17 protein-coding genes and 1 pseudogene are annotated in these 15232 nt (G+C 67.5%); 9 read left to right on the forward strand and 9 right to left on the reverse strand.

The window, feature by feature from the left end; genetic code table 11:
• Nucleotides 1–3: 3 nt before the first annotated feature.
• From glmS to glmU, 5 genes are read right to left on the reverse strand one after another with little or no spacing between them, the layout of a single operon-like run.
• Nucleotides 4–1842, reverse strand: coding sequence for a glutamine--fructose-6-phosphate transaminase (isomerizing) (glmS, locus tag VGD28_RS17575; RefSeq protein ID WP_331029651.1), 1839 nt, complete (start codon nucleotides 1840–1842; stop codon nucleotides 4–6).
• A 15-nt stretch (nucleotides 1843–1857) separates the two neighbouring features.
• Complete coding sequence (locus VGD28_RS17580) at nucleotides 1858–2238, reverse strand: PIN domain-containing protein (RefSeq protein WP_331029652.1); 381 nt, start codon at nucleotides 2236–2238, stop codon at nucleotides 1858–1860.
• Nucleotides 2235–2597: a ribbon-helix-helix protein, CopG family gene (locus tag VGD28_RS17585; RefSeq protein WP_331029653.1), complete on the reverse strand. Its 363-nt coding sequence runs from the start codon at nucleotides 2595–2597 to the stop codon at nucleotides 2235–2237. The genes VGD28_RS17580 and VGD28_RS17585 overlap by 4 nt, the downstream gene beginning before the upstream one ends.
• 60 nt (nucleotides 2598–2657) lie before the next feature.
• Nucleotides 2658–2969 carry a hypothetical protein gene (locus VGD28_RS17590; RefSeq protein WP_331029654.1) on the reverse strand — a complete coding sequence of 104 codons (312 nt, stop codon included), beginning with the start codon at nucleotides 2967–2969 and terminating at the stop codon, nucleotides 2658–2660.
• Nucleotides 2966–4321, reverse strand: coding sequence for a bifunctional UDP-N-acetylglucosamine diphosphorylase/glucosamine-1-phosphate N-acetyltransferase GlmU (gene glmU, locus VGD28_RS17595; RefSeq protein ID WP_331029655.1), 1356 nt, complete (start codon nucleotides 4319–4321; stop codon nucleotides 2966–2968). Before glmU ends, VGD28_RS17590 begins: the two co-directional genes overlap by 4 nt.
• An 80-nt stretch (nucleotides 4322–4401) precedes the next feature.
• On the opposite strand from glmU, the gene VGD28_RS17600 reads away from it, so the two are divergent.
• A complete protein-coding gene (locus VGD28_RS17600; RefSeq protein WP_331029656.1) occupies nucleotides 4402–5115 on the forward strand; it encodes an HAD-IA family hydrolase in 714 nt (237 codons plus the stop codon).
• Here VGD28_RS17600 and VGD28_RS17605 read toward each other — a convergent pair.
• From VGD28_RS17605 to VGD28_RS17620, 4 genes are all read right to left on the reverse strand, one after another.
• Entirely contained in the window at nucleotides 5057–6061 is a 1005-nt protein-coding gene (locus tag VGD28_RS17605) for a nucleotidyltransferase family protein (protein WP_331029657.1), read from the reverse strand. The two genes, VGD28_RS17600 and VGD28_RS17605, sit on opposite strands and share 59 nt — an antisense overlap.
• Complete coding sequence (locus VGD28_RS17610; RefSeq protein WP_331029658.1) at nucleotides 6058–6921, reverse strand: HprK-related kinase A; 864 nt, start codon at nucleotides 6919–6921, stop codon at nucleotides 6058–6060. Before VGD28_RS17610 ends, VGD28_RS17605 begins: the two co-directional genes overlap by 4 nt.
• Nucleotides 6921–7190, reverse strand: a complete 270-nt coding sequence (locus tag VGD28_RS17615; RefSeq protein ID WP_331029659.1) for an HPr-rel-A system PqqD family peptide chaperone — start codon at nucleotides 7188–7190, stop codon at nucleotides 6921–6923. Before VGD28_RS17615 ends, VGD28_RS17610 begins: the two co-directional genes overlap by 1 nt.
• A gap of 189 nt (nucleotides 7191–7379) precedes the next feature.
• Entirely contained in the window at nucleotides 7380–7781 is a 402-nt protein-coding gene (locus tag VGD28_RS17620; protein ID WP_331029660.1) for a hypothetical protein, read from the reverse strand.
• Between the two features lie 96 nt (nucleotides 7782–7877).
• Between VGD28_RS17620 and VGD28_RS17625 the strand changes: the two genes are divergently transcribed.
• The 8 genes and pseudogenes from VGD28_RS17625 to VGD28_RS17660 all read left to right on the forward strand — a co-directional run.
• Complete coding sequence (locus VGD28_RS17625) at nucleotides 7878–9083, forward strand: ATP-binding protein (RefSeq protein ID WP_331029661.1); 1206 nt, start codon at nucleotides 7878–7880, stop codon at nucleotides 9081–9083.
• Nucleotides 9084–9164: 81 nt separating this feature from the next.
• A complete protein-coding gene (locus tag VGD28_RS17630; RefSeq protein WP_331029662.1) occupies nucleotides 9165–10193 on the forward strand; it encodes a substrate-binding domain-containing protein in 1029 nt (342 codons plus the stop codon).
• A 15-nt stretch (nucleotides 10194–10208) separates the two neighbouring features.
• Nucleotides 10209–11582: a phosphate ABC transporter permease subunit PstC gene (gene pstC, locus VGD28_RS17635; protein ID WP_331029663.1), complete on the forward strand. Its 1374-nt coding sequence runs from the start codon at nucleotides 10209–10211 to the stop codon at nucleotides 11580–11582.
• Nucleotides 11575–12840, forward strand: a complete 1266-nt coding sequence (gene pstA, locus VGD28_RS17640) for a phosphate ABC transporter permease PstA (RefSeq protein WP_331029664.1) — start codon at nucleotides 11575–11577, stop codon at nucleotides 12838–12840. The genes pstC and pstA overlap by 8 nt, the downstream gene beginning before the upstream one ends.
• Before the next feature lie 11 nt (nucleotides 12841–12851).
• Nucleotides 12852–13658 carry a phosphate ABC transporter ATP-binding protein PstB gene (gene pstB, locus VGD28_RS17645; protein ID WP_331029669.1) on the forward strand — a complete coding sequence of 269 codons (807 nt, stop codon included), beginning with the start codon at nucleotides 12852–12854 and terminating at the stop codon, nucleotides 13656–13658.
• Nucleotides 13659–13671: 13 nt separating this feature from the next.
• Nucleotides 13672–14370 (forward strand): phosphate signaling complex protein PhoU, encoded by a 699-nt coding sequence (phoU, locus tag VGD28_RS17650; RefSeq protein WP_331029665.1) that lies wholly within the window; start codon nucleotides 13672–13674, stop codon nucleotides 14368–14370.
• Nucleotides 14370–15059 (forward strand): phosphate regulon transcriptional regulator PhoB, encoded by a 690-nt coding sequence (gene phoB / locus VGD28_RS17655; protein ID WP_331029666.1) that lies wholly within the window; start codon nucleotides 14370–14372, stop codon nucleotides 15057–15059. The genes phoU and phoB overlap by 1 nt, the downstream gene beginning before the upstream one ends.
• 28 nt (nucleotides 15060–15087) lie before the next feature.
• Nucleotides 15088–15232: pseudogene (locus VGD28_RS17660) on the forward strand (23S rRNA (guanosine(2251)-2'-O)-methyltransferase RlmB); the annotation flags it as partial.

The raw sequence follows: 15232 nt of genomic DNA on the forward strand, positions 1-15232 counted from the left end.
GCGCTACTCCACCGTCACCGACTTGGCGAGGTTGCGCGGCTGGTCGACATCGGTGCCCTTGGCCACCGCGACATGGTAGGCAAGCAGTTGCACCGGCACGGCATAGACGATCGGCGCGATCAGCGGGTGGACCTTGGGCATGGTGATCGTGGCGACGCACCCCTCGCCCGCCGCGGCGATCCCGTCATAGTCGCTGATCAGCACCACCTTGCCGCCGCGCGCCTGCACTTCCTGCATGTTGCTGACGGTCTTCTCGAACAGCGGCCCGCTGGGCGCGATCACGATCACCGGCACATTCTCGTCGATCAGCGCGATCGGCCCGTGCTTCATCTCGCCCGCGGCATAGCCTTCGGCGTGGATATAGCTGATTTCCTTGAGCTTGAGCGCGCCTTCGAGCGCCAGCGGATAGTCCGTCCCGCGCCCCAGATAGAGCACGTCGCGCGCGCCGGCGACCGCGCCGGCCATCGCCTCGATCGCCTCGTCATAGGACAGCGCCGCGTTGAGCGCCGCCGGTGCCTCGGCGAGGTGCTTGACGATCCCTTTCTCCTCCGCCGGGGTCATCCGCCCCTTGGCCTTGGCGAGGTTGGCGGCGAGCGCGGCGAGCACGGCGAGCTGGCAGGTGAATGCCTTGGTCGATGCGACGCCGATCTCCGGCCCGGCATGCGTCGGCAGCAGCAGGTCCGCCTCGCGCGCCATCGTGCTGGTCGGCACGTTGACCACCGCGGCTATCGTCTGCCCCTCCGCCTTGGCGTGGCGCAGCGCGGCGAGCGTGTCGGCGGTCTCGCCCGACTGGCTGATGACGATCATCAGCCCGCCCTCCTCCATCACCGGCGCGCGGTAGCGGAACTCCGACGCGACATCGATATCGACCGCCACCCGCGCGAACTGCTCGAACCAGTATTTGGCGACCATCCCGGCATAGTAGCTGGTGCCGCACGCCACGATCGTCACGCGCTTGACCGAAGACAGGTCGAAATCGGGGATCGGCAGCGTCACCTGATCCTCCAGCCGCTGAAGATAGCTGCGCAGCGTCTGCGCCACCACGATCGGCTGCTCGTAGATCTCCTTCGCCATGAAGTGGCGATGGTTGCCCTTGTCGATCAGCTGGCCCGACGCGCCCGAATTGACGATCGGCCGCTCGACCGGATTGTTGTCGACGTCATAGACCTGAACGCCAGTGCGGGTCAGCACGACCCAGTCGCCTTCCTCGAGGTAGGAGATGCGCTGGGTCAGCGGTGCCAGCGCGAGCGCGTCGGAGCCGAGATAGGTCTCGGCGCCATTCTCGTTTTCTGGGCCATAGCCGACGACCAGCGGCGAGCCGAGCCGCGCGCCGATCAGCATGTCGGGATGGCTGCGGAACAGGATGGCGAGCGCGAAGGCGCCGTGCAGCCGCGGCAGCACCGCCTTCACCGCCTCGACCGGGTCGACGCCGTTCTCGACCTGCTCGCTCACCAGATGCGCGACGATCTCGGTATCGGTCTCGCTTTCGAGCCTGCGCCCGCGCGCCAGCAGCTCTTCGCGCAGCGGCTTGAAATTCTCGATGATGCCGTTGTGGACCAGCGCGACCTCACCGGTCGCGTGCGGATGCGCGTTGCTGGTGGTCGGCCCGCCATGCGTCGCCCAGCGCGTGTGGGCGATGCCGACATGGCCGGGCAGCGGGTCCGCCGCCAGCTCGCGGCCAAGGTTGACGAGCTTGCCCGATGCGCGGCGGCGCGCGATCGCACCATCCACGATCGTCGCGATGCCGGCCGAGTCATAGCCGCGATATTCGAGGCGCTTGAGTCCGTCGAGCAGCCGGTCGGCGACGTCTTCCTTGCCCAGGATTCCAACGATTCCACACATGTGCCGGTCTCTGCTCTAGAGGATATAGGGAACGCGGATGCCCGGCATGGCCGCCGGGAAATCCTTGGTGTTGCGAGTCACGAGTATGCGGCCGCGAATCTGGGCGGTCGCCAGGATGATGGCATCGGGCGATTTAAGTCTGGAACGTTCCCGGCGAAGCGCCGCCGCACGGTGCGAGATTTCTTCGTCGATTTCATCGAGACCGAAGCGATCGAGAAAAGCAAGCACATCCCGGATGGCCGCATCATTGCCCTTCGACAGCGCTTCGATCCAGGCCATCCGGCTGATCCACATCCGGGCGCCGCTTTCGACGATCCGTCGCATCTCATATTGAGCTGGCTCGTGATCGAGCAAAGCGTCGATCACGATATTGGCGTCCAGACTATAGCCGCTCATATGTTGTTTTTAGGCTGCCTTGACGCCGCCCGTTTCGTCAACGCCAGATAATGCGCGCGTTCCTTGTCATCCTCTTCCGTGAAGCATTCGGGCGATTCAGCGCGCACTTCCTCGTAGTCATCGTCCCATGGCCGGGTCCATTCCGCCCGCCGCTTCCGTTCATATTCATGAGGATCAATGGAAATACCGTGCCGTGCCCACGCGCCGAAACCCACCTCCAGCCAATCCTTCGACGATTCGGCTCGATAGGCAGTAACCGCTTCACGCAGCACTGACGCACGCGACTTTCCCTGCTCGGCCGCGAGACGGTCAAGCCACTGAATATCCTCATCGGGCAAATCGGCGAGAATGCGGGTCATGATGATATCTAGATATCATATCGCGATATCATGTCAATCGCACGCCAGGTCCGCGCCGGCTCAATGCGGGAAATTCTTGTCCACGAACGAACGCACGAACTCCTGCGGCTCGGGCTGGTAGCCCTGCGCCGCCGCGAACTTCGCCGCCCCCTTCTCCCACAGCTCGCGGATCGCGCCCGCCATGCCAGTGGGGAACTGCATCCGCTGCACGACCTGCGCGCGCCAGTCCCCCGTGCCGCCGAACATCAGGCGGAACCCGGCTTCGCGCGCCGTCAGATCGGCGTCGCGCGCGGTATCGAGATGCCCGATCGCATCGAGCACATAGGCGTCGAGCAGTTCCAGGAACGGCTTGCCCGTGTAACGCTCGCTCATTTGCCCTCCTTGCGCGCGGTCATCATCGCGCGGAATCGCTTGGCCCAGCCGGGCTTGGTCGCCCGTTCCGGCCGCACCAGCGCCAGCGCGTCGGCCTCGACGTCCGTCGTCACCACCGCGCCCGCCGCGACGATCGCGCCGTCGCCGATCGCCACCGGCGCGACGAGCGCACTGTTCGATCCGATGAATGCGCCCGCGCCGATCCGCGTCTTGTACTTGAAGAAGCCGTCATAGTTGCAGGTGATCGTGCCCGCGCCGATGTTCGCGCCCGCGCCCACCTCGACGTCGCCGAGATAGGTCAGGTGGTTGGCCTTGGCCCCCTTTCCCAGCACGGCCTTCTTGGTCTCGACGAAATTGCCGATCCTGGCCTTCTCGCCCACCACAGTGCCGGGCCGCAGCCTGGCATAAGGGCCGATCTCCGCGCCGCTCGCGATCGCCGCGCCCTCGACATGGCAAAAGGCGCGGATGCTGGCCCCGTCCGCGACCGATACGCCCGGCCCGAATACGACGTTCGGCTCGATCAAGACGTCGCGGCCCAGCACCGTGTCATGGGCGAACCACACCGTCTCCGGCGCGACCAGCGTCGCGCCTTCGGCCATTGCCCGGGCGCGGCGCGCGTGCTGCCACTGCGCCTCGAGCGCGGCCAGCTCGCCGCGGCTGTTGACGCCAGTCACCTCGACCGCATCGGTCTCGATCACCGCAGAGGCGCGACCGTCGCCTGCCGCCAGCATCACGATATCGGGGAGATAGTATTCGCCCGCGGCATTGTCGTTGCCGACGCGCGCGAGCAGCGCGAACAGGTCCGTCGAGCGCACCGCCATCAACCCCGAATTGCATAGCGTCTCGGCGCGCTCCTCGGGCGAGGCGTCCTTATACTCGACCATCTTGGCGATCCGGCCCTCGCCGTCGGCGATGATGCGGCCATAGGCGGCCGGGTCGGCGGGGCGGAAGCCGAGGACGACCGCTGCCGGTGCATCGGCGCCGTGCAGCCGCTCGACCATGCGCCGCATCGTCGCGCCGGTCACCAGCGGCACGTCGCCATAGAGGATCAGCACGTCGCCGTCGAATCCCGCCAGCGCGGCCTGCGCCTGCGCCACCGCATGGCCGGTGCCCAGCTGCTCGGCCTGATGCGCCGTCGCGACGCCGTGCGGTGCCACCGCCGCCTCGACCTGCTCGCTCCGGGCGCCGACCACCACCACCGTCCGTTCGGGCGAAAGCGCCGAGACCGTATCGACCAGATGCAGCAGCATTGGCCGCCCGGCGATCGGGTGCAGCACCTTGTGAAGATCCGATTTCATGCGCGTGCCGCTGCCCGCGGCGAGGATGACGGCAGCGATGGGTGTTGTGGTCATGGTCGAAATCGGCCTCCCGTGACGCGGCCCTGCCACGATCATCTTGCTATTTCCATAGCGGGGCGGGCATTTGGCGGCGCATGAGTGATTTCCCCTTCGACATCGTCGGCTTCGACCTTGACGGCACGCTGTTCGACACCAGCGCCGACCTCGCCGCCGCCGCCAATCATGCGCTCGAGCTGGTGGGCCGGCCCACGCTCGCGCTCGATGCGATCAAGCCGATGATCGGCCGCGGCGCGAAGCACATGCTCGAGCAGGGACTCGAGGCGTCGGGCGGGCTGGATCCGGAAACGATGGAGCGCGCCTATCCGGCGCTGCTCGAATATTACGAAGCGAACCTCACCCGAGGCACCATCGCCTTCCCCGGCCTGATCGAAGCACTCGACGAACTCGAGGCGCGCGGCGTGAAGGTCGCGATCGTCACCAACAAGTTCGAGCGGTTCGCCGTCAAGCTCGTCGCCGAGCTGGCGCTGCACCACCGCTTCGCCTGCGTGATCGGCGGCGACACCATGGGCAAGGGCAATGCCAAGCCCTCGCCGGAACCGATCCGCGAGATGATCCGGCGCTGCGGCGGCGGGCGCGCGGCGTTCGTCGGCGATTCGATCTACGACATCCTCGCCGCGAAGAATGCCGGCATCCCGTCGATCGCGGTCAGCTTCGGCTTTCTGATGCAGCCGATCGAGGAACTGGGCGCCGACGCGGTGATCGACGGCTATGACGAGCTGATCCCGACGCTCATCCGGCTGGGGAATGCCCCTTCCGCCACTTCGCCCACAGGTGCCGCGCCAGCATGAGCGGCGGCATGCGCAGCCAGTGGCCGCGCAGGTAGAAGGCCAGCTCGGTCAGCTTGCGCATCGGGCGCCCCCAGCCGTCGCGTGCGAGGAGGCGGCGGACATAGAGCCGATCCGTCAGCGTCAGCGCCGCGCTCTCGCCGAACAGATGGTCCGACAGGCGTAGCGCCCGCTCCACCTCGCGCGTCAGGCCGTGCTGTGCCGCGCACGCCGCGAGCTTCAGCTCGAACTCCGTGCTGTCGAACTCATCGATCAGGCAGCGGATGTCCCACAGGTTGCGCAGCCCGCCCTGCAGGTCGCCATCGGCGAACAGGTGTGCCGCGGCGTGCACGATCATCCCCTCGGGCGGCAGCACGAACAGCCCGTTCTCCAGCGCCACCCGGCTCTCGATCAGCGCCGCCGCATCCGGCGTGATCCGCGCGGTGAGCGGGAGGATCGTGTGATGCACGTCGATCATCCGGTCGCGCTCGCGGTGGATCAGCGGCGGCAGCTCGTGCATCCAGCGGCGATAATAGGCGTCGTCATAGGGATCGGGCTTCACCCATTCCCATCCCGCCGCGATCAGCGCCCCCTCGGCTTCTTCGATCCGGTCGCGCGGCACCAGAATGTCGAGATCGCCGATCTGCCGCCCCCGCCCCGCCGAAAGCCCTGCGGCGACGAATGCGGTGCCCTTGAGCAGCACGACGGGCATGCCCGTGCCCGCAAGCGCGCGCCGCGCCATCTCGGCTTCCCAGAGTGCGACCAGCCGCCCTTGCTCCACCGTCGCGCGCGCGTCCTCGAGCACGCGCCGCGCCGCGCCCGGCATCGCCAGACCCTCGACGCGCCAGGCCAGCGTCCCGATCAGCTGCTCCGCCCGCGCCGCGGCCAGCAAAGCGGTCCAACCATTTGCGTCCAGTGGCTCGACCGAGGCGGGATCGCGCAGCGCGCGCGCCAGCAGCGCGCCGCTCATGCGCACTCGCTCCACAGCCGATCGACGGTCGCGATCGCGGTCTTCGTGTCGGGATAGTCGATCGCCCGCGCCGGCACGCCGCGCACCAGCCCGGTCAGCGCGTCGAACCCCGCCTCGCCCAGCGTGACGTAGTTGGTCGACGCCTGGGTCAGCCGCACGAAGCATTCGCTCGGAAACACCTCACGCTCCGCCGCCTCGAACCCGAACGAGGGAAACAGCACCAGCGCCGGCTTGGCCGGCTCCGCCATCGCCGCGATCGAGCGCGCATCGGGCACCAGATGGCGGATCGTCCCCTTGGGCGTCCCCTCCAGCAGCGGCCCCCAGCGGCCGCCCTTGGCCTCACCCTCCATCACGCCGATCGCTTCGTTCTTGAGGCTGATGAGCCGCGGAAATCCGTGGATCATGCCCGTGGCCGGATCGAGCAGGGCGAACTCGTCGCCCAGCAGCCGCCAGCCGCGCGTCATCAGCAGCGCCGCCAGCGTCGACTTGCCTGCGCCGGATTCGCCGGTCATCAGCAGCGCCTTGCCGTTGCGCTCGACCGCCGAGGCGTGGAGCAGCAGGTAGCGCCGCTGCCCCAGCGCCATCTGCAGGTTCATCGCCATCTCCGCCGCGAGCAGCCCCTGCGCCAGCGGCAGCGGCGCCGCGTCAGGGATCACGAAATCCCCGCCGATCTGCACCGACGGCCGCAGCCAGCGCCGCCAGAAGCGCGCCGCGAACAGGCGCACGCTGAAGTCGGGGATGCCGTCCTGCGGCTTGGGATAGTCGCGGTACAGCTCCTCCAGCGCCGCGACCGGTGCGCGCCAGTCGCTTCCCAAGCGGAACCCCACCGGCCCGATCCGCAGCATCGTCGAATGGCGCATCAGGCCGCCTCGACCAGCCCGGCAGCGACAAGCTCGTCGAGCCGTGCCGCCAGCGCATCGCGGTCGGGATCGATCAGGTCATGCGCCGCCGCCAGCCCTGCGAGCGTCTCGTCGAGCGTCAGCGCCTTCTCGCCCAGCACCTCGAGCAGCTCGGGCACCGGAGAATCGACGATATGGGTTATCCCCGACGCGCGGTGATAGATCAGCGTCAGGGCATCGAGCGGGACGATCCGGAGCGTCGCGGCGGCCGCGGCGCGATAGTGGGTCACGACCTGAGACCAATCGACATTTGGTTCTTGATCCTCCCCCGCCAGGAGGAGGTGGCGCCGCAGGCGACGGAGGGGGAGGAGCCCCAATGCACGTTCTGGCATCCGCCCCCTCCGTCAGCCTCCGGCTGACACCTCCCCCTGGCGGGGGAGGATCTGTTCCGCGCCGCATTCACTAAAGGTTGATCCGGCTTACCCGCGCGGCATCTGGAGCGATGCGAAGCAGGTGAAGCCGCTCGTCCCGCGCTGCAGGCGGCGGATATAGTTGGTGTAGGCGCGGCTCTGGTCATAGGTCGTGCCGGGCAGGTTCGCGCCGTTCATCGCCTGCCTGACCTCCTCCCCGCGGAACGCGCGGCCCGCGGGCGGGAACGCACCCTTGGTCCCTGCCGGCACCACCGATCCATCGGCGGCAATATAGCTGCCCGCACGGCCCGGATCGGGCACCGGAATCTCGCAATTGAGCACCGATCCCGCGGTCTGCGCCAGCGCCGGCTTGATCGACACGATCGCCGACGCGCTCGCCGCGCCCAGCATCAGCGCGCGGCGGCTCGGGCGCTTCAGCGGCCCGGCGTCCTGGGAATTGTCGTCGCCCATAGTCACTCCCTGCCACATCTGCCTTTCATAAAGGTGAATCGGGCGCAAGCACGCAAGCGGTGGCGCGTTGTCCCGGATCTGGGCTAGACGCCCGATATGCTTGGGCTTTCCCGGTCCCGCGCGATCGTCGCGCTTGTCGCCATACTGGCCACCGCACTGGCGGCATGGCTGGCGGCAGGAATCGAGGCCGGCGGCATCGCGCTGGTCGGCGCCGCGGTGGCCGCGCTGGTCGCCGCGCCCTCGGTCGAGCATGAAGCGTCGGCCGCCCTCGCGCCGGCTCCCGCCGACGATGGCGTCGCCGACGCGATCGAGGCGATTTTCGAGCCGGTGCTGCTCGTCGCCGAAAATCGGGTGATCGCCGCGAACCAGGCCGCGCGGACCCTGCTCGGCGAGCATATCCTGGGCGAGGACGTCCGCGTCGCGATCCGCCATCCCGCCGCCGCCGAGCGCCTGCTCAATGCCGAGGAGGCGTCCGGCGCGCCGATCCAGCTCGTCGGGCTTGGCGCGCGCGACCAGCATTGGGAGATGCGCGTGCGCACCCTCCCCGGCGGGCATCGCATCGTCCATCTCGGCGACCGCACCGGCAGCCACGCCGCGGACCGAATCCGCGTCGATTTCGTCGCCAATGCCAGCCACGAGCTGCGCACGCCGCTCGCCTCGATCCTCGGCTTCATCGAGACGCTCGAGGACGCCGCCGACGATCCCGAGACGCGCACCCGCTTCCTGCGCGTGATGGACAATGAGGCACGCCGCATGCAGCGGCTGATCGACGACCTCATGTCGCTCTCGCGGATCGAGGCCGAGAAATACCGCGCGCCCGACGATTCGGTCGATCTGCCCGAGCTGATCGACGAGGTGCATGGCGAGCTTGCCGCGCTGTCGCCCGACCGCGCAGGGGATATCGTGATCGACGCCGATCCGGTCGCTCCGGTCCGCGGCGACCGCGTCCAGCTCTCGCAGTTGCTTCACAACATCGTCGGCAACGCGATGAAATACGGGCGGGCCGGCACCCCGGTCGCCGTATCGCTGCGCAGCGCGGGCGAATCGATGGTGCGCCTGTCCGTCACCGACGAGAGCGAAGGCATCGCGCCCGAGCATCTCCCCCGCCTCACCGAGCGCTTCTACCGCGTCGATTCGAGCCGCAGCCGCGCCGCGGGCGGCACCGGCCTCGGCCTCGCGATCGTCAAGCACATCGTCGAGCGGCACCGCGGCCGGCTCGATATCGCCAGCACCGTCGGCAAGGGCACGACGCTGACGATTCTTCTGCCGACCATCCCCCTTCCGGGGTCGCTGTCATCATAACGTAACGCAACTGCAACACAGGCCGCGGCGGAACGGGACCGGCCGCCCGCCAGCGAATCGCTTCGGCCGAGGGGACACCAGATGCGCAGCTTCACCCTGATCGCGCTCTCCGCGCTGGCGCTCGCCGGCTGCGATCGTCAGGCGACGCGGGATCAGATCAAGGTGGTCGGTTCCTCCACCGTCTATCCGTTCACCACTGCCGTCGCCGAAGCCTTCGTCAACAAGAGCACCCAGGCCAAGGCCCCGGTGATCGAGCAGGGCGGCACCGGCGCCGGCATGAAGCTGTTCTGCGGCGGCATCGGCGTCGCGCATCCGGACATCGTCAACGCCTCGCGCCGGATGAAGAAGTCCGAGATGGAGCTGTGCCAGAAGAACGGCGTCACCGATGTGATCGAGATCCAGATCGGCAATGACGGCATCGCGCTGGCCGAATCCAACGCCGGCCCCAAGCTGTCGCTGACCCGCAAGGATATCTACCTCGCACTCGCCGCCAATCCGATGGGCAAGCCCAACACGGCGAAGACCTGGAAGGACGTCAATCCGTCGCTTCCGGCGATCCCGATCAAGGTGCTCGGCCCGCCCTCGACCTCAGGTACGCGCGACGCGTTCGCCGAGCTGATCCTGGAGAAGGGCTGCGAGGAGGCCAATCCCGAGGCGAAGGGCCTCAAGGATTCGGACAAGACCAGGTTCGACAATCTCTGCCTGCTGATCCGCAGCGACGCTGCCTATGTCGATTCGGGCGAGAACGATAACCTCATCGTCCAGAAACTGTCGACCGATCCCAACGCGCTCGGCATCTTCGGCTATTCCTATCTCGAGGAGAACGCCCAGCGCCTGCATGGCGTGCCGATCGACGGTGTGACGCCGAGCTACGAGACCATCGCCGGTAACAGCTATCCCGGCGCCCGCGCGCTCTACATCTACGTCAAGAAGCAGCATCTGAAGGCAGTGCCGGGGCTCAAGGAGTTCCTCGCGCAATATGCCCAGATGTGGGCGCCCGAGGGCCCGCTGGTGAAGCGCGGCCTGATCGCCAGCCCGCAAGCGGCGCGCGATGCCGCGGCCAAGGCGATCGACATGGAAACCCCGCTCGACCCCGCGTCGCTGAAGTAAGGCAAGGCAGAGTTCGTGAACCCCTACGCGCTTCTCTTCCTCGTCGCCGGGCTGGGCGTCATCGCCTGGCTCACCGGCCGCGCGCGCGCCGCGCGATTCGGTGCGGCCAGCAAGCACCGGCTCCACTCGCTCCCGGGTCAGCACGGCCTCTATGTCGCGATGTGGACCGTCATCCCGGCCCTGATCTTCGTGATCGCCTGGTCGATCGTCACGCCCAGCCTCGCCACCGACGCGGTGCTGAAGGCGCCGCAGGCGTTCGAGCTGCCCGCCTTCGGCTATGAGCGCGACGCGATCCTCAACGAGGTGCGCGCGCGCGCCGCGGGCGGCAATTACGGCTTCTACCCGCTCGCCGAGCAGCTCGCCCCGGTCTATCTCCAGGCGAGCCGCTTCTATGGCTGGCTGGGCACCGGCATCGCGATCCTGCTCGCCTTCGCCTGCGGCGCGTTCGCCTATACCCGCGTCAAGGCCGAATTCCGCGCCCGCACCCGCGTCGAGCGGACGGTGATGCTCGCGCTGCTGGTGGCGTCGCTGATCGCGATCCTCACCACGCTCGGCATCTTCCTGTCGCTGCTGTTCGAATCGCTGCGCTTCTTCGCGATGGTGCCGGTCACCGACTTCCTGTTCGGCACGCTGTGGAGCCCGCAGGTGATCGACCCGGCCGATCCGGGCGCGACCTTGGGCGCGGTGCCGCTGTTCTGGGGAACTTTCTTCATCGGCGCGGTGATCGCGATGCTCGTCGCCATCCCCTTCGGCCTGATGAGCGCAATCTACCTGACCCAGTACGCCCGCCCCGCGGTGCGCCAGTGGATGAAGCCGCTGCTCGAGATCCTCGCCGGCGTGCCGACCGTGGTCTATGGCTATTTCGCCGCGCTCACCGTCGGCCCCGCGATTCGCGACGTCGCCGTCTCGCTCGGCTTCACCTACGCCAGCTCCGAGAGCGCGCTGTCGGCGGGCCTCGTCATGGGCGTGATGATCATCCCGTTCGTCTCCTCGATGGCCGATGACTCGATCGCCGCGGTGCCGCGCGCGATGCGCGACGGCAGCCTGGCGATGGGCGCGACGACCAGCGAGACGATCCGCCGCGTGCTGCTCCCCGCCGCGCTGCCCGGCGTGGTCGCGGGCGTGCTGCTCGCGGTCAGCCGCGCGATCGGCGAGACGATGATCGTGGTGATGGCCGCCTCGGGCGCCGCCAACGTCACCTTGAACCCGTTCGAGAGCGCGACCACCGTCACCAAGCAGATCGTCGACCTGCTGACCGGCGAGGCCGAGTTCGACAGCCCCAAGACGCTCGCCGCCTTTGCCCTCGGCCTTACGCTGTTCATGATCACCTTCCTCCTCAACATCGTCGCCCTGCGCGTCGTGAAGAAGTATCGCGAAGCCTATGAGTGAGCCCGTCAGCCACCGCGCTCCCACGGACTGGAAGACGGATGCGATGCAGAAGCGCATCCGCAAGCGCTATCGTGCCGAGCGCCGCTTCCGCGCGATCGGAATGGGCGCGGTCATCGTATCGGCGGCGTTCCTGTTCTTCCTGCTCGCGACGATGATCGGCAACGGCGCCGCAGGCTTCATGCGGACCGAGGTGTCGCTGCCGATCGACTTCAAGTCGGCGCCGCTCGAGATCGATCGCGCGCAGCTCGGCACGCGCGGGGCGGATCTCGCGCTCGCCGGTGCCGGCCTTCAGGACCGGGTCTCGACCGCGGCCACCTCGGCGTTCGGCGCGAAGGGCGAGGAGCTGATCGCCGAGAACGCCTGGACCGCGGTTCGCGACGCCATCAAGGACGATCCCAACCTGCTCGGCCAGAGCGCCCATATCTGGGTGCCCGCCTCCAGCGAGCTCGACGCCGCGGTCGATGGCGGCGGCGAGCCGGAGTTCCGCGCGCTCGTCCAGCAGCTGCGCGATCGCGGCGCGCTGAAGAGCGGCTTCAACGCGGACTTCCTTACGCGCGCCGATTCGACCGATCCCACCGCGGTCGGCATCTGGGGCGCGCTCAAGGGCTCGATCCTGACGATGCTGGTCACGCTGCTGATCGCCTTCCCGATCGGCGTGCTCTCGGCCGTGTATCTTGAGGAATATGCCCCCAAGAACCGCTGGACCGACCTGATCGAGGTGTCGATCAACAACCTGGCCGCCGTTCCCTCGATCATCTTCGGCCTGCTCGGCCTTGCCGTGTTCCTCGGCACGCTCGGGCTGCCGCGCTCCGCGCCGCTGGTGGGCGGGCTCACGCTCGCGCTGATGATCATGCCGGTGATCGTCATCGCCGGGCGCAACGCGATCAAGGCGGTGCCGCCCTCGATCCGCGACGCCGCGCTCGGCATCGGCGCCAGCCGCGTGCAGGTCGTGTTCCACCACGTCCTCCCGCTCGCCTTGCCCGGCATCCTGACGGGCACGATCATCGGCATGGCGCGCGCGCTCGGCGAGACCGCGCCATTGCTGCTGATCGGCATGCGCGCCTTCATCGTCACGCCGCCGGGCGGGGTGTTCGATCCCGCTACCGTGCTGCCCGTCCAGATCTTCCTGTGGTCGGACGAGGTCAGCCGCGGCTTCATCGAGAAGACCAGCGCCGCGATCATCGTGCTGCTCGCCTTCCTGCTCGCGATGAACGCGCTCGCCATCTATCTTCGCAACAAATTCGAGACCCGCTGGTGATGACCGCTGTTATGACCCAATCCGATATCGCAGAAGCCGCCGACACCGTCCCGGCACAGGCCGCCACCAAGATGTCGGCGCGCGGCGTCAACGTCTTCTATGGCGAGAAACAGGCGATTCGCGACGTCTCGATCGACGTCGACATGGACAACGTCACCGCCTTCATCGGACCGTCGGGCTGCGGAAAGTCGACGTTCCTGCGCACGCTCAACCGCATGAACGACACCGTCGCCAGCGCGCGGGTCGAGGGCGAGATCACGCTGGATGGCGAGAATATCTACGACAAGTCGATGGACGTGGTTCAGCTGCGCGCCCGCGTCGGGATGGTGTTCCAGAAGCCGAACCCCTTCCCCAAGTCGATCTACGAGAATGTCGCCTATGGCCCGCGCATCCATGGCCTCGCGCGCGCCAAGGGCGACATGGACCAGATCGTCGAGCGTTCGCTGAAGCGCGCCGGCCTGTGGGACGAGGTCAAGGATCGCCTGAACGACAGCGGCACCGCGCTGTCGGGCGGCCAGCAGCAGCGCCTGTGCATCGCGCGCGCGATCGCGGTCGATCCCGAGGTGATCCTGATGGACGAGCCCTGCTCGGCGCTCGATCCGATCGCCACCGCCAAGATCGAGGAGCTGATCCACGAGCTGCGCGGCCGCTATGCGATCGCGATCGTCACGCACAATATGCAGCAGGCCGCGCGCGTGTCGCAGCGCACCGCCTTCTTCCACCTTGGCGAAATGGTCGAATATGGCCGGACCAAGGACATCTTCACTAACCCGCGCCAGCAGCGCACCCAGGACTATATCACTGGCCGCTACGGCTAATCGGAGAGCAACCATGGCCACCGGACATACCATCAAGGCTTTCGACGAGGATCTCGATCGGCTGCGCGCCCTCATCAGCGAGATGGGCGGGCTGGCGGAGCACGCCATCCGCGAATCGATGCGGTGCCTGGTCACCCACGATCTCGACGGCGCCGCCAAGATCGTCGAGGACGACAAGAAGCTCGATATCCTCGAGATCGAGACCGAGCGCCGCGCGGTTCAGTTGATCGCGCTTCGTGCGCCGATGGCGACCGACCTGCGCGACGTCGTTGCGGCGATGAAGATTTCGAGCGTCGTCGAGCGGATCGGCGACTATGCCAAGAATATCGCCAAGCGGGTCCCGCTGCTGCGCGATCGCGACATCGAGCCGCTCTCGCTGATGCCGGAAATGGCCAAGATTGCGACCCAGATGGTGCACGACGTGCTCAATGCCTTTGTCGAGCGCGATGCTGAAGCGGCGCTACGGGTGATCGATCGCGACAAGGCCGTCGACGACTTCTACAATTCGATCTTCCGGACCCTCCTTACCTACATGATGGAGAATCCGAACAATATCGGTCAGTCGGCCCATCTGCTGTTCATTGCCAAGAACGTCGAGCGCGTCGGCGACCATGCGACCAACATCGCCGAGATGGTCTATTATGCCGCGACCGGTCAGCACATCATGGACCGGCCCAAGGGCGACGATGAAATGCTGGTGGAAGAGATTTGATGTTGCCCAAGCGGCTCCTCCTTGTCGAAGACGACCGGGCGCTGGCCGAGCTGGTGTCCTATCATTTCGATCGAGCCGGCTATGCGGTGACCCGTACCGGCGACGGCGAGGAAGCATTGATCCTGGCCGAAGAAATGAAGCCGGACCTGGTGCTGCTCGACTGGATGATCGAAGGCATCAGCGGGATCGAGGTCTGCCGTCGCCTGCGCCGCCGCCAGGGCACGGCCAATGTGCCGATCATCATGCTCACTGCCCGCGGCGAGGAGGATGACCGCATCCGCGGGCTGGAGACCGGAGCCGACGACTATATGACCAAGCCGTTCAGCCCCAAGGAGCTGGTGGCTCGGGCCGGCGCCGTGCTGCGCCGCGTTCGTCCCGCGTTGGCGGCCGAAGCCTTGTCCTATGCCGGGCTCGAGATGGATCTGGTCGCCCACCGGGTCCGCCGCGACGGCCAGTCGATCCAGCTTGGTCCGACCGAGTATCGGTTGCTGCGCCACTTCCTCGAAAACCCGGGGCGGGTCTTCTCGCGGCAGCAACTGCTCGAAACCGTCTGGCCGCACAGCGAGGACATCGAGTTGCGCACGGTGGACGTGCATATCCGCCGCCTGCGGCTAGCGCTGGGCGAGCCCGACCTGGTCCGCACCGTGCGCAGCGCCGGTTACGCGCTCGATGCCGAAGGGGTTGCCTGAGGCTGCTCGGCGACGCATGGGCTAGCCCATGGCACGCAAGAACAAGGGCAAGGGCGGCGGCAATCCGAACCGCCCCCGTTTCTGGGGCAAGCACGCGGTCGCGGCGGCGCTCGACAACCCCGATCGCAAGGTGCTCAAGGCCTGGTCGACTCGCGAGGCCGCGGCTTTCATGA

The sequence above is a fragment of the Sphingomonas sp. genome (assembly GCF_036402235.1).
In the GTDB taxonomy this organism is placed as follows: domain Bacteria; phylum Pseudomonadota; class Alphaproteobacteria; order Sphingomonadales; family Sphingomonadaceae; genus Sphingomonas.